This is a genomic window from Paraburkholderia sp. GAS32, from assembly GCF_050434225.1.
GTDB classification, from domain to species: Bacteria; Pseudomonadota; Gammaproteobacteria; order Burkholderiales; family Burkholderiaceae; genus Paraburkholderia; species Paraburkholderia madseniana.
The window spans coordinates 81,252-108,074 of the sequence record NZ_JBNPVS010000003.1; the positions used below are offsets into that span (position 1 = coordinate 81,252).

Genomic DNA, 26,823 nt, shown 5'->3' on the forward strand with positions numbered 1-26,823 from the left:
ACCGCAACCGCAACCGCAACCGCAACCGCAACCGCTAAGCGCGGATCGCGAAGCTTCGCGCGTAAGCCTTGGATTCCGTGTCGCTACCCCACACCTTACCGTCGATCAGCACTTGAGAGCGCTCATCACCCGGCACCACGACGCCGACGCGTGCTGCCGCCTCACGAAACAACTCCGTCTGATTGATGTGCGCCGCGATTTCCGCATAATCCGCGCGTGGGTCGATCATGCCCCAGCGTTCGAACTGCGTGAGGAACCAGGCACCGTCGGTTGCTCGCGGATAGTTCACTGTGCCGTTGTCGAAGAACCGCATGGGCAGGCCCCGCGGCGCCGAGGCCGCGATCTCGTAGCCGAGCCGCGCTGCAATCAACGCTTGATCGATACCGATAAATTCGGGTCGCGCGAGCCAGCGTGCAATCTCCTCGCGATGCCCCGCGCCGTCGAGCCAGCGGCACGCTTCGAGCATGGTCTGCACCAGCGCTCGCGCCGTATTCGGATTCGCGCTGACAAAATCGCGCCGGCACGCCAGCACTTTCTCAGGATGATCGGGCCACACTTCGCTCGTGTAAGAGACCGTTCTGCCGACGCCTTCCGCTTCTGCCATCGCATTCCACGGCTCGCCGACACAGAAGCCATCGAGCCTTTCTTCCGCGAGCGCGGCGACCATTTGTGGCGGCGGAATCGCGACGCTCTCGATATCGCGTAACGGATGCACGCCTTGCGACGCGAGCCAGTAGTACAGCCACATTGCGTGCGTGCCGGTGGGGAAGGTCTGCGCGAACACCGGCTTGCGTCCGAGCGTCGCCAAAGCCTTGGGCAAGGTGCCGTGTTCCGCTAATGCATCGGCGAGACGATTCGAGAGCGTGATCGCCTGGCCGTTGCGATTGAGCACCATCAGCACGGCCATATCCGTTTGCGGGCCGCCGAGCCCGAGTTGCACGCCGTACACGAGACCGTAGAGCACATGCGCCGCATCGAGATCGCCCGACAGTAGTTTGTCGCGCACGGCGGCCCATGACGGCTGGCGGCACAGCTCCAGCGTCAGTCCGTGGGCGTGGCCGAATTCGAGCAGCTTTGCGGCGACGAGCGGTGCGACATCGGCTAGTGCGACGAACCCGAGCCGCAAATGGGTTTTCTCGAGCGGCACAGGCGCGGACGATGGGGCGAGGGAGCTGGAAGAGTTCATGTGCGGCGCTTCATTTGAGCGAGTCGGCCGCCGCGACGACGGCGCGCGCGACTTCGGCGAGTTTGACGCCCTGGTTCATTGCGCGCTTGCGCAGGTTGGCGTAGGCGGCGTGTTCCGTGATCTTCAGTTGATCCATCAGCAGACGTTTGGCGCGATCGATCAGCTTGCGTTCGGCGAGTTCGTTTTCGACTTGCGCGAGGCGTTCGCGCAACTCCGATTCCTGTGCGAATCGTGCAAGTGCGACTTCGAGGATCGGCGCCAGTCGTTCCGTGGCGAGCCCTTCGACGAGGTAGGCCGTGACCCCGGCGCCGACCGCGTCGCGGATCAATTGCTGATTCGCGTCGTGACTGAACATCAGCACCGGACGTGGCGCGGTGGCGTTCATGACCGCGAGTTGTTCGAGCGTGTCGCGCGACGGCGATTCCGTATCGATGATGATGACGTCGGGCCGCTCGCTCTGGACCACGCGATGCAGTGCCTGCGGCGTCGCCGTATTGGCCAGCATCTCGTAGCCGAGTCGTGCGAGGGCATCGCGCAGATCGCCTATCGGCTTGTCGGTATCGGTTACGAGGAGAACACGCAGCATGGGGTGTGGTTTGTCGACGGCTGGCTACTGTTAAAGCAACGTGTATGCCAGTGCGGGACGATTACGATGAAGGCAACGCGATCATGGGCTTACAAACAGTGTAAGCCACAGGAGCTGCACCCGTACGGTGCATGCACAAGGCATGCACCGAAGCGGCGCATGAGGTATGAACATTGTTTTAATGAACGCAAAGGCGGCCTGCCGGGGCGTCACGCCACACTTGCAACGCGGCCCGCACTTCATTGACAACGGGATCCCACTTGCCCAGTTCCTGCTGCCGGAATAGACGCATTGACGGATACCATGGGCTATCGGTTCTGTTGGTCAACCATCGCCACTCGGAGTAGGCGGGTACCAGCAGCCAAACGGGAAGTCCGGCCGCACCGGCAAGATGCGCGACCGACGTGTCGACGGTAATCAGAAGATCGAGCGTTTGCAGTATTGCCAGGGTGTCAGTGAAACCGTTGATTGAAGGGCCCAACGTGTGCAGGTCGTATTCATGCGCCAGGCTTTCGCTTTCACGCTCGCGGTTGCCTTTTTGCACTGAATACCAGGTCACCCCGGCAAGCCCAAACAGGGGCCTTAGCGCATCGAGCCGGATTGACCTGTAACGGTCAAGAACATGGTTCGGGCTACCTGCCCAAACGACGCCGACGCGTCTGTTATTGGAATGTCTTCTGCCCGATGAAATAGCATCGATACGAGCCCGCCATTGGCGCGGCTTATCGGGTGGCGCCGTCAGATACGGCATAGCGACGGGGAGCATCGATATATCGAGTTTCATATGCTCCGGCATCCTTAGCATGTGGCACCAGTAGTCGTAAGGTCCGGACGGCATCGTTGTGAATACGGCATGCACGCCCGTCATGCTGATCGCCAATTCCGCTATCGGCCCGCTTACCAGCACATCGACCGTTGCCTCCTGGCGATGCAGCCATTCGGCAAATCTGATGAACTGTATTTCGTCGCCGAGCCCCTGTTCACCAACGAGCAGGAACCGGCAACCCGCAACGGGTTCCCCGTTCCATTCGCGGAAGATGGGCCGGACTTGTTCGTTTTGCCTGTCCGGCAGATCGTAGAACCATCTGTACCGCTTCCAGCCTTCTTCGAATTCCCCGAGCCCAAGCAGCACGCCCGCAAGATGGAATTGCATGTGGGGGTTATCCGGCAGAAGCCGTGCTGCTTCCATACTATGCGGCCGACTTTCGGCGATTTTTCCGCATATGCTGAGTGCGCGTGCCGCGTTGTGATGCAGGAGCGGATGGTGCGGATCGATGGCGAGACCTTGTCGGGCGACACTGAGCGCGTCATTGAAGCGATCGCTTGTGTTCAGTACGAAGGCCAACGCTTTTAGAGCGTTGGCATCGCCGGCAAAGCGGATTCTTATCTGCGTGATCGCATTGGCAAGCTCGTGCATACGGCCGGATTTTGCGAGTACGGCGATCAGGCCGAGTCCATCGTTCAGGCTGGCCGGTTCGAGTGTCCATGCGCGGCGCCAGTAATGCGCCGCGCTATCAAGTTGCCCGAGTTGCGCATGGATGCGGGCCAGGGCGCGAATCGCGTGATGCAGCCCCGGTTCGATTTCAATCGACTTCTCGTAGTGAGTTATCGCCTCCGTGAGTTGGCCGGATAGCCGCAGGCAGTCGCCGAGGTTTCTGTGGAGACTGGCCGTACTGCCAGCCAGGATGATTGCGCGACGATAGAACGCTTCAGCCGATTCGTGCTTGCCTGCCAACGCTGCAAGCAGGCCCGCGTGCTCCCATAGTTCGGCCCGGTCAGGGGCGGCGTGCAGTGCCTGCTCGAGGTAGCCGTGGGCTCGCTCCATGTCGTTCGTATGAACGCAAGCGAGTCCCATGCGGTGCAGCGCGTGAGCGTCGCGTGGACGCACGCTTAGCACCTGCCGGTAAGCGACGATCGCCTCTGTCATCCGTCGCGCGGAAAAATGCACGTCTGCACGTGCGATGAGCGCGTCGACGTCTGGGTCATCGTTATTGAAACGGGGGATTCTGAACATCGACAGGAGGTCCTGGGGCAAGTTTGTCGCGCGCGGGAAGTCGCCCCTGCGATCCGCAGCAGGGGGACAGTGTCATTCCGTTGGCAGAGGCTTATTGTGTATAAGTTGCCAGAATGGAAGCACCCCTGACGGTTAAGTTAGGGACACTCACTATGCCGTAGTAAGTCCCGGGCGCCGGGTTGGAGAGCGTGCAAATTGCATTCGCACCTTTGGTCCAGGCGTTCCCGCAGTCAGGACGGAGCAAGGAAGGCGTGCCGGCCCTGAGATACAGCGTTCCGGTTTCGCCGTTGGCGCCGGGTGACAGGCTAAAAGTGAGGCTCTTTACGCCCGCTGGAACGTCCAGTGCGAAATACCGCATATCGCCAGGGTTCGCCGAAAACGTCGTCGGAATATTGGGGCTGATATCCGTAATAGCCGGTGGCAAGACCTGGAAAGGGCGCGTCAGCCGGCTAATGGCCCCGGTGTTATCCGTCACGGTCAGTGTGATTTCGTAAATGCCAGGATAGTCATAGTTCACGGTCGGATTGACTGATTGCGTACGCGTGAAATCAGGGGCGCCGGCACCGAAATTCCAGGACCATGACTTGATGGGCACACCCCTCGCAGTAGAGAGGTCGGTACATGACACCTGCATCACCGCTGTATGCTCAGAGCATTTGAAATCCGCCGCGGCTGGAATCTTTCCGGACCTGGCTGCAACGACGGTTGCGTTCGCATCCAGAATGCCCTGCCCGAGCGGTCGATCTGGCTGACCGGTGGGAAAGGGCTGTGCATTCTGCGAGAGCAGGGTTCGCATTTCAGCGGCGCTTAGGGGCGAGGGAGCGGCTGACTGGGCGAGCGCGATCACAGCGCTTACCATCGGTGTCGCCATCGAAGTGCCGTTCATGAAGGCATACGCTTCGGCCCCCGGCGCAGTTGTTCCGCTGTTGTAGGTGGACCAGATCGAGTCGGCCGGCGCAGCGATATCGACCCCTGCGCCGAAGTTTGAACCGATCCACCTCGCACCATAGCGATTGCTACCGCCGACATTGATGACGTTGCGGCAGTTAGCGGGCTCAAAATTTGTTGCGCTGGCCTGATCGTTGCCCGCCGCCGCGGCGACCACAGCCCCCTGACTGACTGCATAGTCGATCGCGTTCTGAAATGTCGTTTCGCAGAATCCGCTACCGCCGAGGCTCACATTGATGATCCTGGCCGGGTGGGCGTTGGCGGGGACGCCCGGAACACTCCCGCCAGCGGCCCATACGATGCCGTCGGCGATATCGGACGTATAGCCTTTGCCGCACCCGTTCAGCACCCGGACCGGGACGACCTTTGCAGCAGAAGCAATGCCGGCGATACCCAGGCCGTTATCGGCGGGCGCGGCCATGATGCCCGCGACATGCGTGCCGTGCCACTGGACCGAGCACGTCTCTGTTGTGATTCCCGGATTGCTGCCATTGCCGCCCCGGTTATACGCGGTGAAATCGTACCCAGGCAGGATATTGGCATCCAGGTCGCTATGACTCGTTACGCCGTTATCCACCATCGCGATCACGGCCCCCGAACCGCTAGCAATATCCCACGCGCCCTCGGCCCGTATTCCCGGGTAGGGGGTAGCGGGCTTCAGGTTCGAGGCCAAACTCCACTGCCTGAAATACTCCGGATCGTTCGGAACCATGGTTGTCGACATTTCCGTATCCGGTTCGACAAATTCGACGTTAGGGTCCGATGCGATGGCGCGCATGAATGCTTTCGCCTCCTTCGCCGTCAGCTTGCGCTCCGTTGTCACCACGTCAGCGCCGATGCCCATGCGGCGCATGTGGCGCGCCTTCGACGGGAAAGCATTCGCCAGCCGGTTAAGTTTTGATTGCACCGCCGATGCTGCTCCGCGCTCGGCGGTGCCGGTTTTGTACTTGATGAGGAAGCGGTCGCTGGATACATCTGGCGACAGGCTGGTCGTATTCATCTTCAGCGCTGTTTGCAGTGGAACGGTGTTTGAGCTGGCGGTGTTTGCCGCAGCAGCGACTGGCTCCTTAGCTTCGGAAGTCGCGTCGCTGGCGTTGCTTCCGCCACATGCTACGAGTACCAGCGAAAGCGAAATACAGGCAGCGCATGCCAACGCATAGCGCGCTCCGGCTTTGGACCGCAGCGCGCTAATGGAGGCGGTTGTTCTACGAGAGTCGTTCCGCACGCTCTCATCTTTCTTTTGATCCACGGTTTTATTCCCGGTACGACATACAGAAATGATTGCCCCTGTTTTTGTGAAGTAGTCGTACTGCGGTCATCAGCGGTGCCAAAGCCATAGGTTGTCATTTGGCCAGCCGGCACAGGTTGTTTTTTTGTACCGAGTTAAGATTCCTAACTAATGACCGTTGGTGACGGCTGCCTGGTACGCGACCTTCTGCGGCTGTTAGTCAGCCGGTCAGGTTCTTATGTTTGAACGCTATAGATAGCTTGATGAAGAGAATAAATAGCCTGATTAATATAAACAATCAGGGCTTTCTATTTTTCGGTCAGAAAATTTACCGGCCGTGTAAGGCCATCGACGCGCGTCCAGGCAGCATGCCAACGCATCAGTTCCATTTCGCGTAACTACGGGGCGAAAAGAAGACACTCACGACGATCATGGCGGCAACGCTAACGGCCAGCATGAACCAGGTGGCGCCGAACCCGCCAGTCCAGCCCCGGACCATGCCGGCAAAAACGGGCGTAATAGCCGCTACAACGAAGCCGACACCTTGCGTAAACGCGACAAGCTTTCCGGCCACGCTGTGGTGTGCCGAATGATCCATAGCGGTAACGAGCGTCAGCGAGAATGTGCCGCCAAGCCCGGCGCCGGCAATGCCAACCCACACCAGCGGCGCGGCATCGGGCCAGAAGATCAAGCCAAGCAGGCCGACCAGTTGCGCCGACAATCCGAGGATCAACCACGGGCGCCGATCCCGGAACGGTGCGGCAGCAAGAGGCAGCAATAAGGCCGCCGCGGCCTGAAACACCGTCATGCCGGCAAGGAGCGAACCGCTCTCCGCGACACTCGCGCCATGCTGTTGATAGAACGCCGGCAACCACGCGACGAGCGTCGTATACCCACCGTTAACGATCCCGAAGTACAAGCCAAGCGTCCACGCGCGTCGCTTGCGCCAGAGCGAAGAAGCGATCGCATCTGCCGGAGCGGGCTGTGCCGCAGGGCCGTGCGAAGGTCCGCGGTTCAACCCCAGCCAGCACAGCAAGGCCACGAGAGCGGGAATCGCCCATACCGCGAGCCCCGCATGCCACGACCCCATCGCGGCGCTTACCCACGGACTCAGGCGTGCCCCGAGGCCACCGCCGCCCATGATCGACGCCGAGAAAACCCCCATCGCCAGCGGCACGCGTGCAGGGAAAAGCTGCTTCAGGACGGCGGGCAGCAGCGCCTGAATCGCCGCGACACCGACGCCCGCGAGCGCTGCCGTCGCAAGGAGCGCAGCGCCGCCGGCGGTCGACCAGCGGGCGCCGCAGGCAAGCGCGATCGCCAGCAAACCGAGCGCAACGCCACGCGTTTCGCCGATCGACCGGGTTAGCGCACCCGCGCCGAATGCGCCGATGCCCATCGCGACGACCGGCAGGCTGGTCAGCAAGGACGCGCCGTAAAAGCTCAACCCGGTTGCGTCGCGGATCGTCATCATCAAGGGGCTGATCGACGTCAGCAGGGGCCGCAGATTGATGCCGATCACGACAATCGCGCCCAGCCATAGCGCGTCGCGCCACGTGAGCGCGTGGGATGCGTCGTTGGCATGGGCTGGGGTCGGGCTGGCGCTGGAGTGCGAGTTCACAATGGACCTGAATGCGAGAGTGGGCGACACCTTGCAAGCGGGAAGAGGACGCTGCGGGGCGCTGCGCGACCGCTGGCGGCAAGGCGGATGACGAGCCGCGAACAGGGTGAACAAGACCGTGCACGACTATTTTGGTTGACCATAATATCATGAGATGGTTAACCATTTTTCTGATGCCCGGTATAAGCCCAAGCGCCCGCGGATGGCGCCTGCCACCCCGCGTCGCTACAATGCCGGGCGATATCGCTCCGTTCTCCATTACTGAACTCATGGTCTCCCGTTCCTCGCGTACGCCGTCCGTCAGCACCGGCACACCCATCCGCAGCGCGCCTGAAGACGACTCGATCAGCGTCGAAGAGCGCATTTACGCGTCGATCACCGCGGCATTGCTACAGGGTCGTCTGCGGCCGGGCGCGCAACTGGTCGAGCGCGATCTCGCCGCGGCGTTCGGTTGTACGCGCGGTGCGTTGCGCAAGGTGCTCGCGCGGCTGGGTTTCGAAGGCAAGCTGGTGCTCGAGGCGAATCGCGGCGCGTTCGTGCCGTCGCCATCGGAGGAAGACATTCGTCAGGTGTATCGCGCCCGGCAGATTGTCGAGGCGGGTATCGTTGCGGCTTTATGCGGGAATTTGAGTGCGGCTCACAAGCGCCGCCTGCGCGCCCATGTGCGCAGCGAAGAGAAGGTGTCACACGCCGGCGCAGTCGAAGAATCCGTGCGGCTCGCAGGCCAGTTTCATGTGCTGTTGACGGAACTGGCGGGCGGGACGGAATTGCTCGGACTGGTTGGGCAACTCGTCGCAAAGACCGAGTTATACAAGGCCTTGTTCGACCCGTCGAAGGGTTCGGCCTGCTCCGCGGACGAGCATATGCAGATCATCGAAGCGCTCGATGCGGGCGACCTGCATGCCGCCTTGGCGGCGATGCGCGAGCATCTGTCGGAGCTGGAGGAGCGGGTGGTCGAACAGGTGCGCAAAAGCGCCGCCGGAGAGGATCTCGGTGCGGTGTTCGGGGTATGAAAAGGAAGCAACGGAAATTGCGCAAGGGTGTGAGACACCCGACTGCGGCAGGACGGGTCGAGGCGCCAGGCGTGCTGCAAAGCGCGTAACCCATGCGACGCCGCGGCGCGCCGCTCAGGCTCGAGCCAACGAATCAAGCCGGAGAAGGCGCGCGAAAGGCTTCGCGAACAACCAGATAGCAACAATTGACCACGCCCGGACCGGTCATGAAACAACTCAGGAAGTGGTCAGCGTGCCGCCAGCCTTAACGGCGACGGAATTGGGTATTGCGTGCGCCGCCGCCACCGGTGGCGCGTTCGTCTTTGTGACGGAAATTGATCCGGCCTTTGGTCAGATCGTAAACCGACAGTTCCAGCGTGACGCGGTCGCCCGCGAGAATACGGATGTGATTCTTGCGCATGCGGCCGGACGCGTAAGCGCCAACCACGACGCCGTTGTCGAGCGTCACGCGGTAACGACTGTCCGGAAGTACTTCGTCGACGATACCGTCAAGTTCAAGCAGTTCTTCTTTCGCCATGCATAACTCCTGGTCGATGGGATAAGTGGGTGTTGGCCGCGCGGTTAAGCCTGGCGCAACATCTGATACGGTTGACAGTTGGCTTTCAGGCCAACTGCTGCGGCACCAGCAGATTCGCTGATAGTACCGCTCAAAGATCGGCGACGGACTGGCCGTCTACACGGCCGTCGATCAATTGCTCGGCGTGGGCCATGCACGCAATGCGCGCCTTGCCCGTGCCGTCGAACGGAAACAGATACTGCAGACGGAACACACGCCCGTCGGCTGCCGGATTGGCGCCCACGCGGCAGATGCGCACCGACGCGTCGTAACCTGCGTCCGGATTGCGGCCCGTCTGACCGTCCGCCGGGCGGCGCGGATAGACGAGCGGGTGAATTTCGTAACCCTTGTACGTCTTGACAACTGAATTCATGAAGCACGTGTCCTGTATTACGTGGCCGCCGTGTCACGCGTGTTACGCGCGGCACGACAGACCCGGCAGCGCAGCACCTTGGGGCGCGCCGCCATGGAAAAAGGTTGGCACAGGCCCGATGGCAAGGGCATGAGCGCGGCCGCGCAAAATCGCGGATTCGATGGAGAAGAAACACGCTGATGTCGCGCAGACATCGGGGGCGTAAATGAACCACTCAGCTGCACAACTCGCGACGGCGAATGCAGGCGGCGCATTGCCGGAGTGACGGGATCGCTGACAGGCAGCGGTCGAACAGTCGGGGGTGGTGCGGAGACGCCGATTGATACTGTGCTTGGTACTGCCGCTTGTATTCCCGCGCTGCATTCCCGATAGTGCGGATGCGGAATACAGCTGTTCCAATATGATGCACTAAATGGGGCTAATTGGATAGCAAAAAGTTCCGCGCGCGGGCAAACCGCCCAGCCGGCGGGGCTTTGGGCGAAAAAGGGCTGCCGCGAACGGCGCCCCGAGGCATGAGCGGCGCGCCGGGTGTGAGGTCGCGCCTTGAGGGCGAAGGCGGGCGAGCTTCAGCGGGTGGTTTCGGCGACGCGCTTTTGCAGCTCGCGTGAAGCGGCGAGCGGGATGCGCGCATCATCCCAGCCGGCGAGCCATTCGACTTCCTTCGAGGTAAAAATCTGCCCGTGATTGCGCAGCGTGTATTGCAGGGAATCGATGATGTGATTGCGGATGATTTCGGGCGTGCCTTCGTCATCGAGCACGGCGCGAAACGCTTCGAGCGTAGCCATCTGTTGCTCCGTGAAATAGTTGGTTCTTTTATCGCACGAAAAAAAATCGCCCGCCAAGCGAACAAAAATCGGCGGGTGCGGATGCAACAACCGGAACAAGGCAGCTGCATGTCGTCGAGCGCCCATCAAGGCCCCGCGCGCGATGCGGCCCCGCAATAAAAAAGCCGCTGCGCGGGCGCCGTGCCGTCGCGGTCGTCGCTGGCGATTGGGGTCGTTACAATGGCGAGTTGCAGCGCGCGGCTGTCCGGCATTGTTGTGCTTGCCTCGGCTGCCGGCCATAACCTCGGCGTCCCTTTTTGCTCAATCAGGCTAAAGCGGCGCCGCCTCCCTGGAACACTGCGATTTCTCAATGCGCAAGACAACCGTCTCTCCTGTGAAAGACCTGCTGCTGGACCGCTACGCACCCATCGCAGACGGCATTGCGGCCTTGTTCTATCCGTGTGCCGAAGTCGTGATTCACGACCTGCGTGATCAGACCATCGCGTATCTCGTGAACAACCTGTCGAAGCTCGAAGTCGGTGGCCCTTCGGTACTCGATGAAGTCCACTACGCGGCGCGCGGCCGGACGATCGGGCCGTACGAGAAGCTCAACTGGGACGGCCGTCGCATGCGCTGCGTGAGCAACATCCTGTTCGACGACGAGGGCAAGCCGGCCGGCATGCTGTGCGTCAACTTCAACATCGCGGTGTTCGAAGATGTGCGCTCCACGCTAGATCTGTTCATCAAAGGCGGCAATCTGACAGACGCGCCCGCGGAAGAGCTGTTCCGGGATGACTGGCAGGACCGCATCAACACGTTCCTGCACACCTGGCTGCGCGAGCGGCAAATCGGCATCAATGCACTCACGCGCGAACACAAGCGGGAAATCGTCGAGGCGCTGCATGCGCAGGGCGCGTTTCGCGGCCGCAGTTCGGCGAACTATGTGGCCGCTGTGTTGACGATGGGGCGCGCCACCGTCTATAAGATTCTGAAGCAGATGAAAGAGGGCGGCTGACGGTTCTTCAGATCGCAGTGGGCTGGCGCTGCCCAGCGCCGGACCCGGCAGTGAGCCGATGATCAAGCTGATCAGTGTGCCGATGCGCCCGGGAGATTGTGGCCGCACCGCTGGAAGAATCACTGCGTTCAGCTATGCAGTCCCATTTTGCTGCTCGCCATGGCGGCGACACGGACCACGAGCCCCCTGGGAAGCAAGCGTGACAGCAAGGTCGCGGCTCGCACACTGGTCCGCCCCGGATACGCAACCGCCTTTCTTTTGTCGAAGGCCTTGAGCGTTTCCTGAACGACGGACTCCGAGCTGTCCATGTCTTTCGGCGACACATTGGTCGACACCCCGTCGAAGAAGCTCGTTGCCGTAGGTCCCGGACAGGCCGCCATCACATGCACGCCCGTGCCGACGAGTTCGAATTGCAGCGCCTCGCTGAAGAAAAGGACGAAAGCCTTGGTCGCCGCGTAAGTGGCCATATGCGGGAGGGGCTGAAAGCTCGCGTTGGACGCGAGGTTGATGATGCCGCCCCTGCCGCGTTTCGCCATGCCGCTGCCAAACCGATGACTGAGAGCGACGAGCGCCTGAACGTTGACCTGAATCTGCGACTGCTCTTTCGTCGGATCGTGCGAGAGGAAACTACCGGTCAGACCTAGCCCGGCATTGTTGACGAGCAGATCGACCTGAATGCCGCGGCGCTCGAGTTCCTCGCCGATCTGGAGGGCGGCGTCGGGATGGCTCAAGTCGATATTCAGCGCAACGGTTTGCACGCCGTGTCTGGCGGAAAGTCCTTCCGCCAGAGCCTGCAATGTGTCAGCAGAGCGGGCGACCAGCACAAGGTTCATGCCGCGTGCGGCCAGCGTCTCCGCAAAGACCTTGCCAAGTCCTTTTGAGGCTCCGGTAATCAGGGCGGTCGAGCCGCGATAGACAAACATGTTCTGCTCCTTGCTGCGGGGTGAGCCTGCATTTGCGTTGCGTGCGTCATCTCAGGTCGCCGGTCAACAGCATCGACTCGATGCTGAACGCCGGACTGTTCTGAGGACGTGACGCATTGTGCGAGCTGGAGCGTTTTTTGATAATTGGCGTGTCTTTTGAATCATTTTCAAAAAAAACGAAAAGATCGTGGGCCGCCTCACCACTGCATCGTCGTGTCGATTCGTGTTCCCCGTTTGATGAACAGGGTGACCGGCGTCTTCTCGCAGATTTCGCCAAGGCGCTTGCGCTGGCTATCGTCGAGAGGCCCATCGACGGATACAGTGCGCCGAATATATTGACCGCCGTCGCGCTCGACGTGCAATTGCGTGTCGACCTTGATCCGGCCGCCCGGCCATGCTTTCTTCTGCATGTACATCCTGAGCGTTGCTGCGGTGCATGCCGCGAGACCCGAGAGGACGAATTCGAAGGGGGCCGGGCCGCTATCCTGTCCCCCTTCGCGCGGCCCTTCATCACCGAGCAGGCTGTGTGTGCCCGCATCGATTTTGACGACATAGTTGGGTGAATCTGCGTCCGAGGTGGCGGTTGCGATCGCGAGAGTCATCATTGTCCTCATTGGTGTCACGTCAAAAGATTGAGCGCATGCCCATGCCACTGGCTGGGCACGCGGCGAAATGCGCGGGCGAAGGTTTCTCTGCAAGTGTTGGCGATAGCGTAAGCCTGCATCAGTGATCTTTCGGGGTCCAGCACAGGTTTACAATGACAGCCGCAATAAAACCACGTGCTCTGCTTCGGAGGACGTCGGCCCGTTTATAAAAGATTCCGTTGATCGGGACAGGAGTAGTTGAATGGTGCGTTATCGACACTACAAAGGCGGCATTTACGAGCTGGTTTGCGAGGCCACGCTGGAGTCCGATCCGACGATCACGATGATCGTCTACAAAGCCAGCAATGGTACGATCTGGACCCGTCCGGCTTCGGTGTTTTTCGAGCTGGTCGAAGTCGAAGGTATCAAGGTGCCGCGCTTCGCACCGATCAACTAGGCTGCCTCGTTCAGGCAGTCGTTATCGTCATCACGATTGCACTCGAAGAACGTGTGCCGCCAGGTCAATACAAACAGGAAATCTGAATGCGTCTTTTGCTTGCCATCATTCTGCCGTGGTTTCAGTTCTTCACGATCGGCCGGCCTTTTGCCGGAATCATCTGCCTGATTCTGCAGATCACACTGATCGGCTGGATTCCGGCTGCGATCTGGTCGGTGTATGCACTGAGTCAGTACAACACCGACAAGAAAATCGCCCGGGCGATGGGCAACGGTCGGTAAGGCTGAATGCAATGCGGGCAGCGCGAGGCGCAGTCCTCGCGCTGCTATATTTCGACCGCGTCCGGAGCCTCGATCACCACGTCGGTTTCCGCGATCGCCACACACGGCAGGATGTAGCCTTCCGCTTTTTCTTCCCGGCTGAGACCCGGCCATTCGATCGTGTAGCGCACGCGTCCCGCCGTCATTTTGCATAGGCAGGTGCGGCATGTGCCGTTGCGACACGAGCGTGGCAGACGCAGATTCGCAAAGCCGGCGGCCTCGAGGATCGTCAGCGAATCGGGCGCTTCGAAGCTTTGGCCAAGTGGCTCGACGCGAACGAGGGGTGGGCGGGTGGAGTCGGACATCGTGTGAATCGGTGACGGATTGCGCCACACTTTACACGCTGCACAGAGTGCTCACAGCACGCCACTGAACTCGCAAGCATCTTCGCCGTTTCAATGCGTCGTGTTCCCACGCCGCAGATACCGATACACCGTATTTCGCGCAAGCCCCAACTCGCGTGCCGCTGCGGACACGTTACCGTCGAGTCGAGCGAGCGTTTGTGCAATCAACGTAGTCTGCCAATCTTCCATCCGCGCGGGCGACGCATTCGTAGGCGCGGCCGGTTTTTCGCGCTCGCCACAGCCATCGCCGTTGCTCGAAAGCGCCACTGGAGGTTGGGCGCTTTCGTCGACCGCCGCATCCCCACAATCCTGCAGAAAATCGTCCGGCAAATCCTCGAGTTCGATCTGCTGCGCGCCTTCGGCCATGATGCTGGCGGTGCGCAGCACGTTAGCCAATTGCCGCAGATTGCCTGGCCAGCGGCATTGCGCAAAGCGCTCCAGCACCTCATCGGACACGCGACGCGGTAACCGCTCGCCATCCGGCTGCAATGCCAGCATGCGCTCGACGAGCGCCGCCAGATCGCTGCGCTCGCGCAGCGCCGGCAAGGTGACGACGAGGCCGTTGATCCGGTAATACAGGTCTTCGCGGAAGGTGCCGGCTTCGATCATCGCGCGCAGGTTGCGGTGAGTTGCGCAGACAATGCGCAGATCGACCGGAATCGCCCGCGTGCCGCCGAGCGGCACGACGGTGCGCTCCTGCAACACGCGCATCAGGCGCACTTGCTGGGCGAGCGGCATGTCGCCGATTTCGTCGAGAAAAAGCGTACCGCCATCGGCCTGCACGATCTTGCCGACGCTGCCGCGTTTCTTTGCGCCGGTGAACGCGCCGTCTTCGTAGCCGAACAACTCCGCCTCGATCAGCGTGTCGGGCAACGATGCGCAATTCAGCGCGACGAAGGGCGCGGCCCGCCGCGGCGAATCGTGATGGATGGCGCGGGCGAGCCATTCCTTGCCGGTGCCGGTTTTGCCGAGCACGAGAATGGGAATATCGCGTCCGCGCAGCTTGGCGACTCTTCGCAGGATCGCCGCGACCGTTGCATCGCCGGTATCGAGCGTTTCGAGAGTGGCGAGCGGTGCCATCTCGCAGGGCTGGGCCGCAGCACGCGCGCCGTTGGACGTGGCCGTACGCGCTGCGTCAGCAAAGCCTTCTGATGAACCGACATAACGTGGCGCAGCAAATTCGCCGCGTGCGACCACGCGCACGCCGCTCGGCAGCGTCAGCTCGATACTTTCGCCTGGCGCGCGGGCGACCTGCTGCAACACTCTGGCAAAGGTGACCCCGAACAGTGCGTCGAACGGTTGCCGTAACAGCTCGCCAAGCGGCTGCCCGAATTGAAACAGTGCGCTGCGATTCGCGGACAGGAATGTGCCGTCCGGCGCGAACGCCGCGAGCCCTTCATACAGCGTGCCGATAAATTCCGCGCGCGCGTGAAAGTGAATGCGAATGGCGTCGACGAATTGATTGGAGAACAGATGATTTTCGATCATCTGCGCCGACATCCGCACGAGCGCAAGCGTGTGCTTGTGGAAGCCGCGCGTGTCCCCACTGACGTCGAGTGCGCCGATGGTGCGCCCGAACGGATCGGCAATGGGCGCGCACGAACAGGTGAGAATCCGGTTCGCGTGCAGGAAGTGCTCGCCGGCATGCACGACGGTCGGCTGCCCGTCGATCAGGGCGGTGCCGATCGCGTTGGTGCCGCGATCCGCTTCGGCCCATGACACGCCCGGGCACAACGCGACGCGATTGGCTTTTTCGACAAAGTCGCTGTCACCGAGACTGTGGAGAATCACGCCGTGATTGTCGGTGAGCAGCACCATGCTTTGCGTGTCGACGATCTGCGCGTGCAGCGTCTCCATGACAGGGAGCGCGTGGGTATAGAGCGACTGGTTGCGTTCGACGAGTTCACGCAGGGCGGGGCGGTGCAGCGGATGAAAGTCCGGCGTTTCCGACGCTCGCAGGCCGACTTCGAGCGAGCGGGCATGAGCTTGCGCGATGACATCTGGCCGACCGATGATGGGTGGCGTGGCAGAACGATGGACCAATGCATGTCTCCGGTTATCGGATCCGACGGGTGCGTTGCCCGCCGTTGCGTTCCGCAGTGCAACATACGGGTCTGCGGCCGAACACCGATATTACAGGACGAAACCGGCCCCTGGCGAAAGCCGCGCAGCACGAATAAAACCGGGTCGCGCGAGAGAGAAAAAGCGCCTCAAAAGACCACGTCAGGCACCAAAATCAAGCAAACAAAAAGGAAAACTTGCGCAGCGGCCGAACTCGTCTACAGTGAATCAAATCACCTCCGCGGGGCGCGAAGTACGGCGCTCGCGAAACTATGGGGTGACGGACCCGCGCCACCAGCATTCGACAAGGAGGAAAAAGCGCTGCAGGTGCGACCAGTGTTAACCAGCGTGCGCAGTACCAATCGACCCATGCGCAGCACCCAACCTTTAAGGTGAACACCCATGCAGATACTATTCCCGAACGAAACTCCTGAATATTCAGGTCGCGAACTTACCTTGGCGTTCCCGGCGATGGTTGATGGGCAAAGGGTGGAGTGCATGATCACCGCTGAGGCGCTGGAAGATCACTTTGGCGCCGCATCGCCACGTCTGGAGGACATGGTCGGCGCATTCGACGCGCACCGGGCCCGCATCGAAGCGGCTACGAGGCGTCTGCTATCGGAAACGCGGGCGCAATGTCTGGTGCTGAGGAGCGGCTACGTGCGCTTCTATGAAGCGAACTGGCGCAACTGAGCGAATCCGCGCCTGCCGGGTGTCAGCCCGAAAACAGGCCACGAAGTCAGCCCAAACGTAAGCCCAACGAGCGGGCACAGCAGAAAAGCAGAACCAGCCGCGCAAGAGCAACACGAGACGCAAACCCAGGCGCGGCGTCCGCACCTCAACGGGTCCACAACTGGCCGCGGCCGTTCGCGCCGCCCAGGTCTGCACTCGCGCGGCTGTAAGTTCCAGATATCGCGAACGCACGCGCCAATGCCGCATGCGCCGGAGACTGGAAGCCGATCACACCATCCGCCGCAGCGTCCGATCCTTGAACACCACGTGATGCGCAATCGCCGCGAGCGCGTGTAATCCGATCACCCAGTAAAACGCATTGCCGAGCCACTCATGTGCTGTCTTGAGCAATGGCCGCGCAAGCGGATCCGCGCCGACCAGCGTGAAGCTGAAGTTGATCCAGGCCAGCGTGACCGGATGCCCGCCGGTATTGACCAACAGCATGCCCAGCAGCGGCTGCGCGAAGATAAAGATGTACAGGGCGAGATGCGCGGCGCGCGCCAGGAAGGCGAGCAGGCGATTACCTTCGACTTCCGCAGGCGCGCCGGCCCACAGACGCCATAGCACGCGCAGGACCGCCAGTCCCAGCACGAGGGTACCGGCGCAGAAATGCACGTTGCTCCAGAAGACCCTGCTGTCCGAGCCTTTCGGTCCGCGGATTTCGATTGCCAGATAAGCGAGCGCGATCAGCAGAAAGATCGCCCAGTGGAAGAAGATGGCGGGCGACGTATAACGGTCCGTGGTGCGGCTGTGGCTGTAGGACATGCAGGGAACTCCCGTGACCGGTTGGTTGTTTTTTATCAATCATCAGATGATAAAGGGTGCCCAACCAGAACGGGCACCCTCAATCAAATGATTGTTGATCCAGACTGAACCGTGACCGGACGCAGCGACGATGCCTCAGTGCTTTCAGTCAGGCTGCGAAGCGATGCGCGTTGCGCGTTGCAGCATCGCGCATCGCTTCGCAATGTCATGCCACGGCATGTCACGTGTTGTCCTGCGCTTTCACTCCCGTGCCTTCACGTTAATTGCCGCCGCAGCTTATTCGCTGCCGAGGTAGAAATAGCGGAACAGGAAAATCGCCGCGATGATCCACACCACCAGTTTCACTTTGCGCGCCTGGCCGGTCAGCAGTTTCAGACCGGCATACGAGATGAAGCCGAACGCGACGCCATTGGCGATCGAGTAGGTGAACGGCATCAACAGTGCGGTCAGGGCGGCCGGCACGACTTCGGTGGCGTCGTCCCACGGCAGATCGAGCATTTCGCGCAGCATCAGGCACGATACGTACAACAGGGCCGGCGCCGTCGCGTAGCCGGGCACCACGCCCGCCAGCGGCGCAAAAAACAGCGCTGCGAGAAACAGCACGGCGACGGTGATCGCCGTCACACCCGTGCGGCCGCCAGCCTGCACGCCTGATGCGCTTTCGATATACGCCGTGGTCGACGAGGTGCCCAGCATCGAGCCGGCCAGAATCGCCGTGCTGTCGGCGAGCAGAGCGCGGTTCAGCCTGAACATCTTGCCCTCGACCAGCAGCCCGGCGCGATTGGCCACGCCCATCAGCGTGCCCGTCGCGTCGAACAGTTCGACGAGGAAGAACACCAGAATCACGTTCAGCACGCCGCCGGAGAGCGCGCCGCGAATGTCGAGCTGGAACAGCGTCGGTGCAATCGACGGCGGCGCGGATACGATGCCGTGAAACTGATTGCCGCCGAAGAAAAAGCTCAGCACCGTCACGCCGACAATGCCGATCAGGATCGAACCGCGCACCCGCAGATAGTCGAGTGTGACGATCGCGAAGAAGCCAATCACCGCGAGGATCACGTGCGCGTTGTGCAGATCGCCGAGCGTGACGAGCGTGGCCGGATTGCCGACCACCACACCGGCCGACTTCAGCGAAATGATCGCGAGAAAGAGGCCGATACCGCCGGTGATGGCAATGCGTATGGAATGCGGAATCCCGTTGACGATCACCTCTCGCACGCGAAACAGCGTGACGATCAGGAACAGGCAGCCGGAGATGAACACCGCGCCGAGCGCGGCTTGCCACGTGAAGCCCATGCCTTTCACGACGGTGTACGCGAAGTACGCATTCAGACCCATGCCGGGTGCGAGCGCGATCGGGTAGTTGGCGTAGAGACCCATGATCAGCGAGGCCAGCGCGGCCACGATGCAGGTCGCGACGAACACCGCGTCCTTCGGCATGCCGGCGTCGCCGAGAATCGCCGGGTTGACGAAGATGATGTAGGCCATCGTCAGGAAGGTGGTCAGCCCGGCGAGCACTTCGGTGCGCAGGTTGGTGCCGGCGGCTTCGAAGCCGAAGTATCGTTTTATGGAGTCCATGAGGCGGGTCTCTTGTTGTTCAAAAGCGTTTCTTGTGGTTGATACGGGCAATGCGTCGCGAATAAGCGGGCGACTCTGCCGTCCGACACGGCACCGATGCACCACGCGGCGAAGCCTACGGGCGGATTGTAGTCATGATTGGCGGTGGCGCACCGGTTTGCGTGACTGTGGGCTGTGCCGAAGGGGCGAGATGATACCTTGCCAGCGCGCGGGGCGGCGCGGCAAGCGAATTTACGATGTTGCGGCGGGAAACGGCGGGCTTGCGGGCTTGCGGGGGCGTGGGGACAGGCGGAGCCTGGCGGGGCGGCGTGAATTGAAACGATTCGGCCAGAAGCCAGCCGTAAAAATGCAGGTAGAAGGCGCAGGAGGGGAAAAGAGCGCGGCAGGCGATTCATGCGTGGACGTGCAGGGTATCCAAGGCCGGCGCCGCCTGCGACCTTTGCAGTCGCGAGCAGTCCGGCCTGCCGCTTCAAGGCCAGGATGAGACTGATTACTGCGCCGTGCTCCCATTCATCTGCTGCGCCCGCCGCGCGGCGACGATGCGGCCCGCGCGTTGCGCGTTGTCCGGATAGTCGATCCAGTCGAGCGGATCGTAGCCGGCGGCGCGCCAGGCGGCCAGATCGGCTTTCACCTGGGCGCGCGTTAGCGGCGCCGACGGGTCGTAAGGTCGCGAAGTCTGTGCAAACGCGCTGCTTACACTCATGGCGGCTAACAGCGCGCCGAGTCCAACTAGAGAAGCGATTTTCATGATTGGCTCCTATGGAGCGGTTAAAAACGACCCCTAAATTTTAAATTTCATGGTCATTCCGAGTAAGTCGATTGCAGGCAATGCACCATTTCACCCCGTGATCCAAAGCGGGCTAAAGTGAAGCGGCGCGCCCCCCGGTTCAGGAGGCCGATGGCTTGCTGAGGCGATCCAGCACCGCGCTCAGCAGATCGATCGGCAGTGGGAAAACGATCGTCGAATTCTTGTCGGCGGCGATCGTCGTGAGGGTTTGCAGGTAACGCAACTGCATGGCCTGCGGTTGTTTCGACAGCGTCTGCGCCGCCTCCAGCAGATGCTGCGAGGCCTGCAATTCGCCTTCCGCATGAATCACCTTGGCGCGCCGTTCGCGCTCGGCTTCGGCCTGACGGGCGATCGCGCGGATCATCGTTTCGTTGATGTCCACATGCTTGATCTCGACGATCGCCACCTTGATGCCCCACGCGTCGGTTTGTGCATCGAGCACCTTCTGGATATCGGCGTTCAGTTGCTCGCGAGCCGCCAGCAGGTCATCGAGTTCGTGCTTGCCGAGCACCGCGCGCAGTGTGGTTTGCGATAACTGGCTGGTCGCCTCGAAATAACGCGCCACCTGGATCACCGCCTTTTCCGGATCGACGACGCGGAAATACACCACCGCGTTGACCTTCACCGACACGTTGTCGCGCGTAATCACGTCTTGCGGCGGCACGTCGAACACGACGGTGCGCAGATCCATGCGCACCACCTGCTGCACGATCGGGATGATCAGTACGAGACCCGGTCCCTTGACCTTCCAGAAGCGCCCGAGCATGAACACCACGCCGCGTTCGTACTCGCGAAAAATCCGTATCGATGAAGCAATCAGTGCGGCCACCAGCAGAATCAGAATGCTGCTGAAGCCGAATGTGAAACCGATCATGAGCGTTCTCCTTGTAGTTGTGCTTCCGCGGGCACCACGGTCAGCGTCAGTCCGCGGCGCGCGGTGACGCGCACCGTGTGACCGGCCGCGACCGGGGCCGTGCTGGACACCCGCCAGCGTTCACCATGCACCTGCGCCCAGCCGGCCAGCGTGCCGCCGCCCGCTGCTGCGTCTGCTGTGGCGTCCCCCTGCAGCGGACCACCGTCCGGCGACAGGCCGCCGTCGAGCACGACGCCGAGACTGCCGATCAGCCCTTCCGAGCCCGTCACCACGGGCCGGCTGCGCGCCCGCAGGGCGAGTCTCGACACGCCGAACACAAACACGACGCTGAACACGGTCACGGCCGCGATCAGGGGCAGCGGAATGCCATAACCGGGCACGTCGGTATCGATCAGCATCAACGAGCCGATCACGAACGCGACTATGCCGCCGAAGCCGAGCGAGCCGAAGGTCGGCAGAAACGCCTCGCCGATCAGGAATGCGATGCCGAGAAAGATCAGGCCGAGTCCGACGTAGTTGACCGGCAGCATCTGCATCGCGAAGAGACCCATCAGCAGACTGATGGCGCCGACCACGCCCGGCAGCACGAAGCCGGGATTGGCGAACTCGAAGAAGAGGCCGTACATGCCGATCATCAGAAGAACCAGCGCGACGTTCGGATCGGTGATCACCGCGAGGAACTGGCTGCGCCAGTCGGCTTCGAGCGTGACTACCGATGCGTTGGCGGTGCTGAGTTTGACGTCGCCTTGGCTCGTGTTGATGGTGCGGCCGTCCACCTGGCGCAGCAGGTCGGGAATGTCGCGCGCGTTCAGATCGACCACGTGCTGCGCGAGCGCCTCGCTGGCCGACAGGCTGACGGCTTCGCGCACGGCGCGCTCGGCCCAGTCGGCGTTGCGTCCGCGCATTTGCGCGAGGCCGCGGATGTAGGCGGCCGCGTCGTGGACCTGCTTGCGCAGTTCGGTGGATTGGGTGTCGAGCGGAAGGGCGGCGCTGGCGGCGTTGCCGGCGCTCGCCGGGGTCGCTGAGCTGGCTGAGTTGGCAGAATTCGCTGGCGCCGCTGGGCTCGCCGAATCCCCCGAGGCAGGCGTTCCGGGCCCGTTCTTTGGCGCGCCGCCGCCGGCTCCCGTGCCGGGTAATCCGGGCATACCGCCGCCGCCCGCAGGCGGTTCCGCACCGCCGATACCCATCTGAATCGGCGTCGCCGCGCCCAGATTGGTGCCTGGCGCCATCGCCGCAATATGGCTGGCGTAGATGATATAGGTGCCGGCGCTCGCCGCTCGCGCGCCACTCGGGGCGATAAAGGTGGCGACCGGCACCGGCGAGCCCAGAATCGCCTTGATGATCTGCCGCATCGACGTATCCAGTCCGCCGGGCGTATCGAGTTGCAGCACGGCGAGTTGCGCGTGTTCGTCAGCGGCGCGCTGCAGGCTGCGCACGATGAAGTCGGCGCTGGCCGGACTGATCGCGCCGTTCACCGGGATCACGACAACGCTATTCGGCGCGCCGGCGGCTTCGGCGACTCCAACCCGCGGCGCGTTTTCGCACAATGCAAACCCGAGCGCCAACAGTACGCCGAACGCGGTCATGCCGCGCATCAACCGGCCCACGACTCCGCCACGGATAAGCGCAAAGCGCGGACCAGACTGCCGGAACGGGAGGCGCGGATACGTGCTCATCGCTGACGGCTGCCGCGCCATGCCGACGGGTATCGACCGGCGCGGGCCGATACCCCAAAAAAGGCTGGCCTGCTCCTTACAGCTTAGTCCGATTCCGCGCGGCGCGTGAAATCCGCGCGTGCCGGCCGGTAGTCGGTCGGCCGCATCCCGGTCCATTTGCGGAACGCGCGATGAAACGCGCTCGGTTCGGCAAAACCCACAGCGGTGGCGATGTCGGCGATCGTGCGATCGGTGTCCTGCAGTTCGCCAATTGCGATGTCACGCCGCAAGTCGTCCTTGATCGACTGATAGGTATAGCCTTCCTGTTTCAAACGCCGCCGCATCGTCGCTTCGGCGACGTGCAGGCGCAGCGCCATCTGGTCGGCGGCCGGCCAGCCGGCCATCGGCAGTGCGCGCAGCATCTTGCGCACGCGCGCGGCAAGCGAGCCGGGATTGCGGTATTTGACGATGAAGCTGCCGGGTGCATCGCGCAGGAACGGCTTGACCGACTTCGTGGTCTGGATCACCGGCAGTTCGAGAAACGCCGGCGACAGGTCGACGTACGACTCGGTTTGATCGAACGCCATGTCGTCGCAGAACATCAGACGGTATTCATGCGCGGCAGGCGGTTCGGCGCAGCGAAAGCGCGCCTCGATCAGCGGAATGCGCCGCCCGACCAGCCAGCACAGAAGGCCGTAAACAACGATGAAGTAGGTCGCGTAAGCGAACATGGCGGGCGGCGTCGCACCTTCGCGTTCGACAAACCGCAAGCGCACGCGCTGCGCATCCGTTTCGATCTCTGCGCCAAGATCGTCGAGTACGAGCCGCATGAAACCGACCGCCCGCGCGAGCGCTTGCGCGCCGTTACGCGCGCTCAGCGCCGTCTGGGTCATTGCGATGAAGCTGCCGCTTTTCATGCGGTGCGAGTCCTGGCCGAAGAACTCGTCGTCCAGCGCGCGGGCGATGCCGGCCCACAGCGCGCCGTACTGCGTCGACGAGACCCGGCTTTTCGGCGACGCCAGCATCGTTGCCGCGATGCCGGCGGCTTCGGCGAGCGGCAGCGCCTCGAACCCGCGCGCTCGCGCGAGCGTCAGGGTCTCCTCGACGAGACTGACGGAAATCGTGCCCTTGTCGTCCTTGGCGTTTTTCATGTTTTTCATGGTTCTCTGGCAAATGCGCTCAACATTTTCCTTGGGGCGATTCGCTAAGCCTTTGAAAATGCGGTTGGAATCGGGTTTGCATGATACCGGTATGGCAAATGCGCTCAATCAGAATGATCGGGCTGAGCATCGAACCTGTCCAGTAGCTTCCCTACACTTGGCCTGAACCCATCGCGGGACGCCTCGCCCCGGAGACACCACGGGGAGGCCGGTCATCCCCCCGCGATGAGTCGCAAATGACGAGCAGCGCCTCGTCGCCGCGACGCGATGCATACAACAGGATCGAGCCATGGATAGCTTCTACACCGACGAACAGCGGATGATCCGCGACGCCGCCCGCGACTTCGCCACCGAACGTCTCGCGCCGTACGCCGGACAGTGGGATCGCGACGCGAAACTGCCCTCCGAAGTCGTGACGCAAATGGGTGAGTTGGGCTTTCTCGGGATGATCGTGCCGTCCGAGTGGGGTGGTTCCTATACGGACTACGTGGCCTACGCGCTCGCGCTCGAGGAGATCGCGGCGGGCTGCGCCGCCTGCGCCACGCTGATGAGCGTGCATAACTCGGTCGGCTGCGGGCCGATCCTGAACTTCGGCACGGACGCGCAAAAGGACCGCTATCTGCAAGACCTCGCCACGGGCCGCCGCATCGGCGCGTTCTGCCTGACCGAGCCGCAAGCCGGCTCTGAGGCGAACAATCTGCGCACCCGTGCGGTGCTGCGCGACGGCAAATGGATTCTCAACGGCAACAAGCAGTTCGTGACCAACGGGGCGCGCGCCGACATCGCGATCGTGTTTGCCGTCACCGATCCCGACCGCGGCAAGCGCGGCCTGTCAGCCTTCATCGTGCCGACCGATACGCCGGGCTTCAACGTCGGCAAGCCCGAGCACAAGCTCGGCATTCGCGCCTCGGACACCTGCCCGATCTCGTTCGACGATTGCGCGGTGCCCGAGGCCAATCTGCTCGGCGAACCGGGCGAAGGCCTGCGCATTGCGTTGTCGAATCTCGAGGGCGGGCGCATCGGTATTGCGGCACAGGCGGTCGGCATCGCGCGGGCTGCATTCGATGCCGCGCGCCTCTATGCGAACGAACGCGTGCAGTTCGGCAAGGCGCTGAAGGACCACCAGACCATCGCCAATATGCTCGCCGACATGGCGACCCGCCTGAACGCCGCGCGTCTGCTCGTGCATCACGCTGCGCGTCTTCGCACGGAGGGCAAGCCGTGTTTGTCTGAGGCGTCACAGGCCAAGCTGTTTGCGTCGGAACTCGCCGAAGAGATCTGTTCGAATGCGATCCAGATTCACGGCGGCTACGGCTATCTCGAGGACTACGCGGTGGAACGCCACTATCGCGACGCCCGCATCACGCAGATTTACGAAGGAACCAGCGAAGTGCAGCGGATGGTTATCGCGCGACATGTTTGAACGCAGGTTAGATGGCGTTTGAGCGCAAAATAGCCTGCCGGCAAGGCAAATGCACAGGTAAAAAACAGAGCGCATACCGCGCCAACAGCATGGGATTGGAGACGACGATGACTGCAGCGAAGGGCTTTCTCGAAGCGCGCGACCTGTTATTGCGCCATCGAACCGACTACGAGCGCGCCTACCGCGAATTCGCGTGGCCGACGCCGGGCCAGTTCAACTGGGCGCTCGACTACTTCGACGTGATCGCGCGAGACAACGACAACCCGGCGCTGTGGATCGTCGACGATCCGGCCAGCGATGGCCTGCGCCTCTCCTACGCGCAGATGTCGGATCGCTCGTCGCGCATGGCGAACTTCCTGCGCGGCCTCGGCGTGGGGCGCGGCGACCGCTTGCTGCTGATGCTGCCGAACCGCGTCGAACTCTGGGACGTGATGCTCGCCGCCATGAAGCTCGGCGCGATCGTGCTGCCGGCCACCACCCAGCTTTCCGCCGACGACGTGCGCGACCGTGTGCAGATTGGCGGCGCGCAGTTCGTGGTGGTCGACAGCGCGGAGCTCGCCAAGTTCGATGCACTCGACGTGCCGCTCACGCGCATCTCGGTCGGCACGCCGCGCGACGGCTGGATCGATCTGGCCGCGGCCTATGACGCATCGCCGCAATTCACGCCCGACGGCGTCACGCACGCCACCGATCCGATGCTGCTGTACTTCACTTCGGGCACGACCTCGAAGCCGAAGCTGGTCGAGCATACGCATCAGAGTTACCCGATCGGCCATCTGTCGACCATGTACTGGATCGGCCTGCAACCGAATGACATCCATTGGAACATCAGCTCGCCGGGCTGGGCCAAGCACGCGTGGAGCTGCTTCTACGCGCCGTGGAATGCGCAGGCCTGCGTGTTCGTTTTCAACTTTCCGCGCTTCGTGCCGAAAGACACCCTTGACGTGCTGGTGCGTTTCAACGTCACCACGCTGTGTGCACCGCCGACCGTCTGGCGCATGCTCGTGCAGGAGCATCTCACCGACTATCCGGTGAAGCTGCGCGAGATCGTCGGCGCGGGCGAGCCGTTGAATCCGGAGATCATTGAGCGCGTCAAGCATGCGTGGGGTATCACGATACGCGACGGTTTCGGTCAGACCGAAACGACCTGCCAGATCGGCAACCCGCCGGGGCAACCGGTTGTGCCGGGTTCGATGGGCCGTCCGCTGCCGGGCTACAAAATCGAGCTCCTCGACGCCGACGATCAACCCGTCACCGAAGGCGAAATATCGCTGCCTCTGGCCGAACGTCCGCTCGGTTTGATGACCGGCTACGCGAACAACGCCAACGCCACGGCGCAAGCCATGCGCAACGGGTTCTACCACACCTCCGACGTCGCGTTGCGCCGTGATGACGGCTACTACGTCTACGTCGGCCGCGCCGATGACGTTTTCAAATCGTCCGATTACCGGCTGAGCCCCTTCGAACTCGAAAGCGTGCTGATCGAACACGAAGCGATCGGCGAAGCCGCTGTGGTGCCGAGCGCCGATGCATTGCGCCTGGCGGTGCCCAAAGCGTTCGTCACCGTGCGCCAGGGCTATGAAGCCAGCCCCGAACTCGCGCGCGCGGTCTTCGCGTTCTCGCGCGAAAAACTCGCACCGTACAAGCGGATTCGCCGCCTGCAATTCAGCGAGCTGCCGAAAACCATCTCCGGCAAGATCCGCCGCGTCGAATTGCGGCGCCGCGAAATGGAACGCGAAGCCGAACCCGCGCGCCTGCCGGGCGAGTACTGGGAAGAGGACTTCCCGGATCTGCGTTGATTCTGCGTTGATTCTTTTTATTCCACATCACTGTCCGGCCGCCACGCGGCCACTGCACAG

Annotated in this window: 25 protein-coding genes; 7 read left to right on the forward strand and 18 right to left on the reverse strand. The window is 62.2% G+C overall.

The window, feature by feature from the left end; translation table 11 throughout:
* Positions 1-34 precede the first annotated feature (34 nt).
* From P3T25_RS04300 to P3T25_RS04320, 5 genes are all read right to left on the reverse strand, one after another.
* Positions 35-1,186, reverse strand: a complete 1,152-nt coding sequence (locus P3T25_RS04300) for a CmpA/NrtA family ABC transporter substrate-binding protein (protein ID WP_429357576.1) — start codon at positions 1,184-1,186, stop codon at positions 35-37.
* A 10-nt stretch (positions 1,187-1,196) separates the two neighbouring features.
* A complete protein-coding gene (locus P3T25_RS04305) occupies positions 1,197-1,772 on the reverse strand; it encodes an ANTAR domain-containing response regulator (protein WP_429357577.1) in 576 nt (191 codons plus the stop codon).
* A 178-nt stretch (positions 1,773-1,950) separates the two neighbouring features.
* The gene (locus P3T25_RS04310) at positions 1,951-3,786 is read right to left on the reverse strand and encodes a tetratricopeptide repeat protein (protein WP_429357578.1); all 1,836 of its coding nucleotides are present in this window, start codon (positions 3,784-3,786) and stop codon (positions 1,951-1,953) included.
* A 91-nt stretch (positions 3,787-3,877) separates the two neighbouring features.
* On the reverse strand, positions 3,878-5,983 hold the full coding sequence (locus P3T25_RS04315) for a S8 family serine peptidase (protein WP_429357579.1): 2,106 nt from the start codon (positions 5,981-5,983) through the stop codon (positions 3,878-3,880).
* A gap of 358 nt (positions 5,984-6,341) precedes the next feature.
* Positions 6,342-7,580: a cyanate transporter gene (locus P3T25_RS04320; RefSeq protein ID WP_429357580.1), complete on the reverse strand. Its 1,239-nt coding sequence runs from the start codon at positions 7,578-7,580 to the stop codon at positions 6,342-6,344.
* A gap of 269 nt (positions 7,581-7,849) precedes the next feature.
* Between P3T25_RS04320 and P3T25_RS04325 the strand changes: the two genes are divergently transcribed.
* On the forward strand, positions 7,850-8,593 hold the full coding sequence (locus P3T25_RS04325) for a GntR family transcriptional regulator (protein WP_154558443.1): 744 nt from the start codon (positions 7,850-7,852) through the stop codon (positions 8,591-8,593).
* A gap of 244 nt (positions 8,594-8,837) precedes the next feature.
* On the opposite strand, the gene infA is transcribed toward P3T25_RS04325, so the two are convergent.
* The 3 genes from infA to P3T25_RS04340 all read right to left on the reverse strand — a co-directional run bounded on the left by infA (position 8,838) and on the right by P3T25_RS04340 (position 10,307).
* Positions 8,838-9,110 carry a translation initiation factor IF-1 gene (infA, locus tag P3T25_RS04330; protein WP_012427521.1) on the reverse strand — a complete coding sequence of 91 codons (273 nt, stop codon included), beginning with the start codon at positions 9,108-9,110 and terminating at the stop codon, positions 8,838-8,840.
* A gap of 130 nt (positions 9,111-9,240) precedes the next feature.
* Complete coding sequence (locus P3T25_RS04335; protein ID WP_093635985.1) at positions 9,241-9,522, reverse strand: hypothetical protein; 282 nt, start codon at positions 9,520-9,522, stop codon at positions 9,241-9,243.
* Between the two features lie 566 nt (positions 9,523-10,088).
* The gene (locus P3T25_RS04340) at positions 10,089-10,307 is read right to left on the reverse strand and encodes a hypothetical protein (protein ID WP_028194708.1); all 219 of its coding nucleotides are present in this window, start codon (positions 10,305-10,307) and stop codon (positions 10,089-10,091) included.
* Positions 10,308-10,656: 349 nt separating this feature from the next.
* Here P3T25_RS04340 and P3T25_RS04345 point away from each other — a divergent pair, with 349 nt between their 5' ends.
* A complete protein-coding gene (locus tag P3T25_RS04345; RefSeq protein ID WP_054036018.1) occupies positions 10,657-11,301 on the forward strand; it encodes a helix-turn-helix transcriptional regulator in 645 nt (214 codons plus the stop codon).
* Between the two features lie 128 nt (positions 11,302-11,429).
* Here P3T25_RS04345 and P3T25_RS04350 read toward each other — a convergent pair whose 3' ends face one another.
* Positions 11,430-12,224 carry an SDR family NAD(P)-dependent oxidoreductase gene (locus P3T25_RS04350; RefSeq protein WP_266240555.1) on the reverse strand — a complete coding sequence of 265 codons (795 nt, stop codon included), beginning with the start codon at positions 12,222-12,224 and terminating at the stop codon, positions 11,430-11,432.
* Between the two features lie 197 nt (positions 12,225-12,421).
* Positions 12,422-12,826, reverse strand: a complete 405-nt coding sequence (locus P3T25_RS04355; protein ID WP_171928768.1) for an OsmC family protein — start codon at positions 12,824-12,826, stop codon at positions 12,422-12,424.
* A gap of 244 nt (positions 12,827-13,070) precedes the next feature.
* Here P3T25_RS04355 and P3T25_RS04360 point away from each other — a divergent pair, with 244 nt between their 5' ends.
* Together P3T25_RS04360 and P3T25_RS04365 are read left to right on the forward strand one after the other, a co-directional pair.
* Positions 13,071-13,265: a DUF1653 domain-containing protein gene (locus P3T25_RS04360; RefSeq protein ID WP_171928767.1), complete on the forward strand. Its 195-nt coding sequence runs from the start codon at positions 13,071-13,073 to the stop codon at positions 13,263-13,265.
* Between the two features lie 86 nt (positions 13,266-13,351).
* Complete coding sequence (locus P3T25_RS04365) at positions 13,352-13,546, forward strand: YqaE/Pmp3 family membrane protein (RefSeq protein WP_028194701.1); 195 nt, start codon at positions 13,352-13,354, stop codon at positions 13,544-13,546.
* 44 nt (positions 13,547-13,590) lie between these two features.
* On the opposite strand, the gene P3T25_RS04370 is transcribed toward P3T25_RS04365, so the two are convergent.
* Both P3T25_RS04370 and P3T25_RS04375 read right to left on the reverse strand, forming a co-directional pair.
* Positions 13,591-13,890 (reverse strand): 2Fe-2S iron-sulfur cluster-binding protein, encoded by a 300-nt coding sequence (locus P3T25_RS04370; RefSeq protein ID WP_171928766.1) that lies wholly within the window; start codon positions 13,888-13,890, stop codon positions 13,591-13,593.
* Positions 13,891-13,980: 90 nt separating this feature from the next.
* A complete protein-coding gene (locus tag P3T25_RS04375) occupies positions 13,981-15,972 on the reverse strand; it encodes a sigma-54-dependent Fis family transcriptional regulator (RefSeq protein ID WP_429357581.1) in 1,992 nt (663 codons plus the stop codon).
* Positions 15,973-16,392: 420 nt separating this feature from the next.
* Here P3T25_RS04375 and P3T25_RS04380 point away from each other — a divergent pair, with 420 nt between their 5' ends.
* The gene (locus P3T25_RS04380) at positions 16,393-16,683 is read left to right on the forward strand and encodes a DUF1488 domain-containing protein (RefSeq protein ID WP_028194698.1); all 291 of its coding nucleotides are present in this window, start codon (positions 16,393-16,395) and stop codon (positions 16,681-16,683) included.
* A gap of 267 nt (positions 16,684-16,950) precedes the next feature.
* Here the strand turns inward: P3T25_RS04380 and P3T25_RS04385 are convergent, their stop codons facing one another.
* From P3T25_RS04385 to P3T25_RS04410, 6 genes are all read right to left on the reverse strand, one after another.
* A complete protein-coding gene (locus P3T25_RS04385; protein ID WP_154567863.1) occupies positions 16,951-17,487 on the reverse strand; it encodes a cytochrome b in 537 nt (178 codons plus the stop codon).
* A 276-nt stretch (positions 17,488-17,763) separates the two neighbouring features.
* The gene (locus P3T25_RS04390; RefSeq protein WP_171928763.1) at positions 17,764-19,065 is read right to left on the reverse strand and encodes an NCS2 family permease; all 1,302 of its coding nucleotides are present in this window, start codon (positions 19,063-19,065) and stop codon (positions 17,764-17,766) included.
* Positions 19,066-19,555: 490 nt separating this feature from the next.
* Positions 19,556-19,813, reverse strand: a complete 258-nt coding sequence (locus P3T25_RS04395; protein ID WP_154567470.1) for a DUF4148 domain-containing protein — start codon at positions 19,811-19,813, stop codon at positions 19,556-19,558.
* Positions 19,814-19,952: 139 nt separating this feature from the next.
* The gene (locus P3T25_RS04400; RefSeq protein WP_429357582.1) at positions 19,953-20,726 is read right to left on the reverse strand and encodes a slipin family protein; all 774 of its coding nucleotides are present in this window, start codon (positions 20,724-20,726) and stop codon (positions 19,953-19,955) included.
* Entirely contained in the window at positions 20,723-22,402 is a 1,680-nt protein-coding gene (locus tag P3T25_RS04405; protein WP_429357583.1) for an NfeD family protein, read from the reverse strand. Before P3T25_RS04405 ends, P3T25_RS04400 begins: the two co-directional genes overlap by 4 nt.
* Positions 22,403-22,485: 83 nt before the next feature.
* On the reverse strand, positions 22,486-23,532 hold the full coding sequence (locus tag P3T25_RS04410) for an AraC family transcriptional regulator (RefSeq protein WP_429357689.1): 1,047 nt from the start codon (positions 23,530-23,532) through the stop codon (positions 22,486-22,488).
* 298 nt (positions 23,533-23,830) lie between these two features.
* On the opposite strand from P3T25_RS04410, the gene P3T25_RS04415 reads away from it, so the two are divergent.
* Together P3T25_RS04415 and P3T25_RS04420 are read left to right on the forward strand one after the other, a co-directional pair.
* Entirely contained in the window at positions 23,831-24,964 is a 1,134-nt protein-coding gene (locus tag P3T25_RS04415) for an acyl-CoA dehydrogenase (protein WP_171928760.1), read from the forward strand.
* A gap of 107 nt (positions 24,965-25,071) precedes the next feature.
* Entirely contained in the window at positions 25,072-26,763 is a 1,692-nt protein-coding gene (locus P3T25_RS04420) for an AMP-binding protein (protein WP_429357584.1), read from the forward strand.
* Positions 26,764-26,823: the final 60 nt, after the last annotated feature.

What these genes read in the sequence shown, in the direction of transcription:
- P3T25_RS04300 (WP_429357576.1), bottom strand. Translation starts at nt 1,186, where the DNA reads ATGAACTCTTCCAGCTCCCTCGCCCCATCGTCCGCGCCTGTGCCGCTC.
- P3T25_RS04305 (WP_429357577.1), bottom strand. Translation starts at nt 1,772, where the DNA reads ATGCTGCGTGTTCTCCTCGTAACCGATACCGACAAGCCGATAGGCGAT.
- P3T25_RS04310 (WP_429357578.1), bottom strand. Translation starts at nt 3,786, where the DNA reads ATGTTCAGAATCCCCCGTTTCAATAACGATGACCCAGACGTCGACGCG.
- P3T25_RS04325 (WP_154558443.1), top strand. Translation starts at nt 7,850, where the DNA reads ATGGTCTCCCGTTCCTCGCGTACGCCGTCCGTCAGCACCGGCACACCC.
- infA (WP_012427521.1), bottom strand. Translation starts at nt 9,110, where the DNA reads ATGGCGAAAGAAGAACTGCTTGAACTTGACGGTATCGTCGACGAAGTA.
- P3T25_RS04335 (WP_093635985.1), bottom strand. Translation starts at nt 9,522, where the DNA reads ATGAATTCAGTTGTCAAGACGTACAAGGGTTACGAAATTCACCCGCTC.
- P3T25_RS04340 (WP_028194708.1), bottom strand. Translation starts at nt 10,307, where the DNA reads ATGGCTACGCTCGAAGCGTTTCGCGCCGTGCTCGATGACGAAGGCACG.
- P3T25_RS04345 (WP_054036018.1), top strand. Translation starts at nt 10,657, where the DNA reads ATGCGCAAGACAACCGTCTCTCCTGTGAAAGACCTGCTGCTGGACCGC.
- P3T25_RS04350 (WP_266240555.1), bottom strand. Translation starts at nt 12,224, where the DNA reads ATGTTTGTCTATCGCGGCTCGACCGCCCTGATTACCGGAGCCTCAAAA.
- P3T25_RS04355 (WP_171928768.1), bottom strand. Translation starts at nt 12,826, where the DNA reads ATGACTCTCGCGATCGCAACCGCCACCTCGGACGCAGATTCACCCAAC.
- P3T25_RS04360 (WP_171928767.1), top strand. Translation starts at nt 13,071, where the DNA reads ATGGTGCGTTATCGACACTACAAAGGCGGCATTTACGAGCTGGTTTGC.
- P3T25_RS04365 (WP_028194701.1), top strand. Translation starts at nt 13,352, where the DNA reads ATGCGTCTTTTGCTTGCCATCATTCTGCCGTGGTTTCAGTTCTTCACG.
- P3T25_RS04370 (WP_171928766.1), bottom strand. Translation starts at nt 13,890, where the DNA reads ATGTCCGACTCCACCCGCCCACCCCTCGTTCGCGTCGAGCCACTTGGC.
- P3T25_RS04380 (WP_028194698.1), top strand. Translation starts at nt 16,393, where the DNA reads ATGCAGATACTATTCCCGAACGAAACTCCTGAATATTCAGGTCGCGAA.
- P3T25_RS04385 (WP_154567863.1), bottom strand. Translation starts at nt 17,487, where the DNA reads ATGTCCTACAGCCACAGCCGCACCACGGACCGTTATACGTCGCCCGCC.
- P3T25_RS04390 (WP_171928763.1), bottom strand. Translation starts at nt 19,065, where the DNA reads ATGGACTCCATAAAACGATACTTCGGCTTCGAAGCCGCCGGCACCAAC.
- P3T25_RS04395 (WP_154567470.1), bottom strand. Translation starts at nt 19,813, where the DNA reads ATGAAAATCGCTTCTCTAGTTGGACTCGGCGCGCTGTTAGCCGCCATG.
- P3T25_RS04400 (WP_429357582.1), bottom strand. Translation starts at nt 20,726, where the DNA reads ATGATCGGTTTCACATTCGGCTTCAGCAGCATTCTGATTCTGCTGGTG.
- P3T25_RS04405 (WP_429357583.1), bottom strand. Translation starts at nt 22,402, where the DNA reads ATGAGCACGTATCCGCGCCTCCCGTTCCGGCAGTCTGGTCCGCGCTTT.
- P3T25_RS04410 (WP_429357689.1), bottom strand. Translation starts at nt 23,532, where the DNA reads ATGAAAAACGCCAAGGACGACAAGGGCACGATTTCCGTCAGTCTCGTC.
- P3T25_RS04415 (WP_171928760.1), top strand. Translation starts at nt 23,831, where the DNA reads ATGGATAGCTTCTACACCGACGAACAGCGGATGATCCGCGACGCCGCC.
- P3T25_RS04420 (WP_429357584.1), top strand. Translation starts at nt 25,072, where the DNA reads ATGACTGCAGCGAAGGGCTTTCTCGAAGCGCGCGACCTGTTATTGCGC.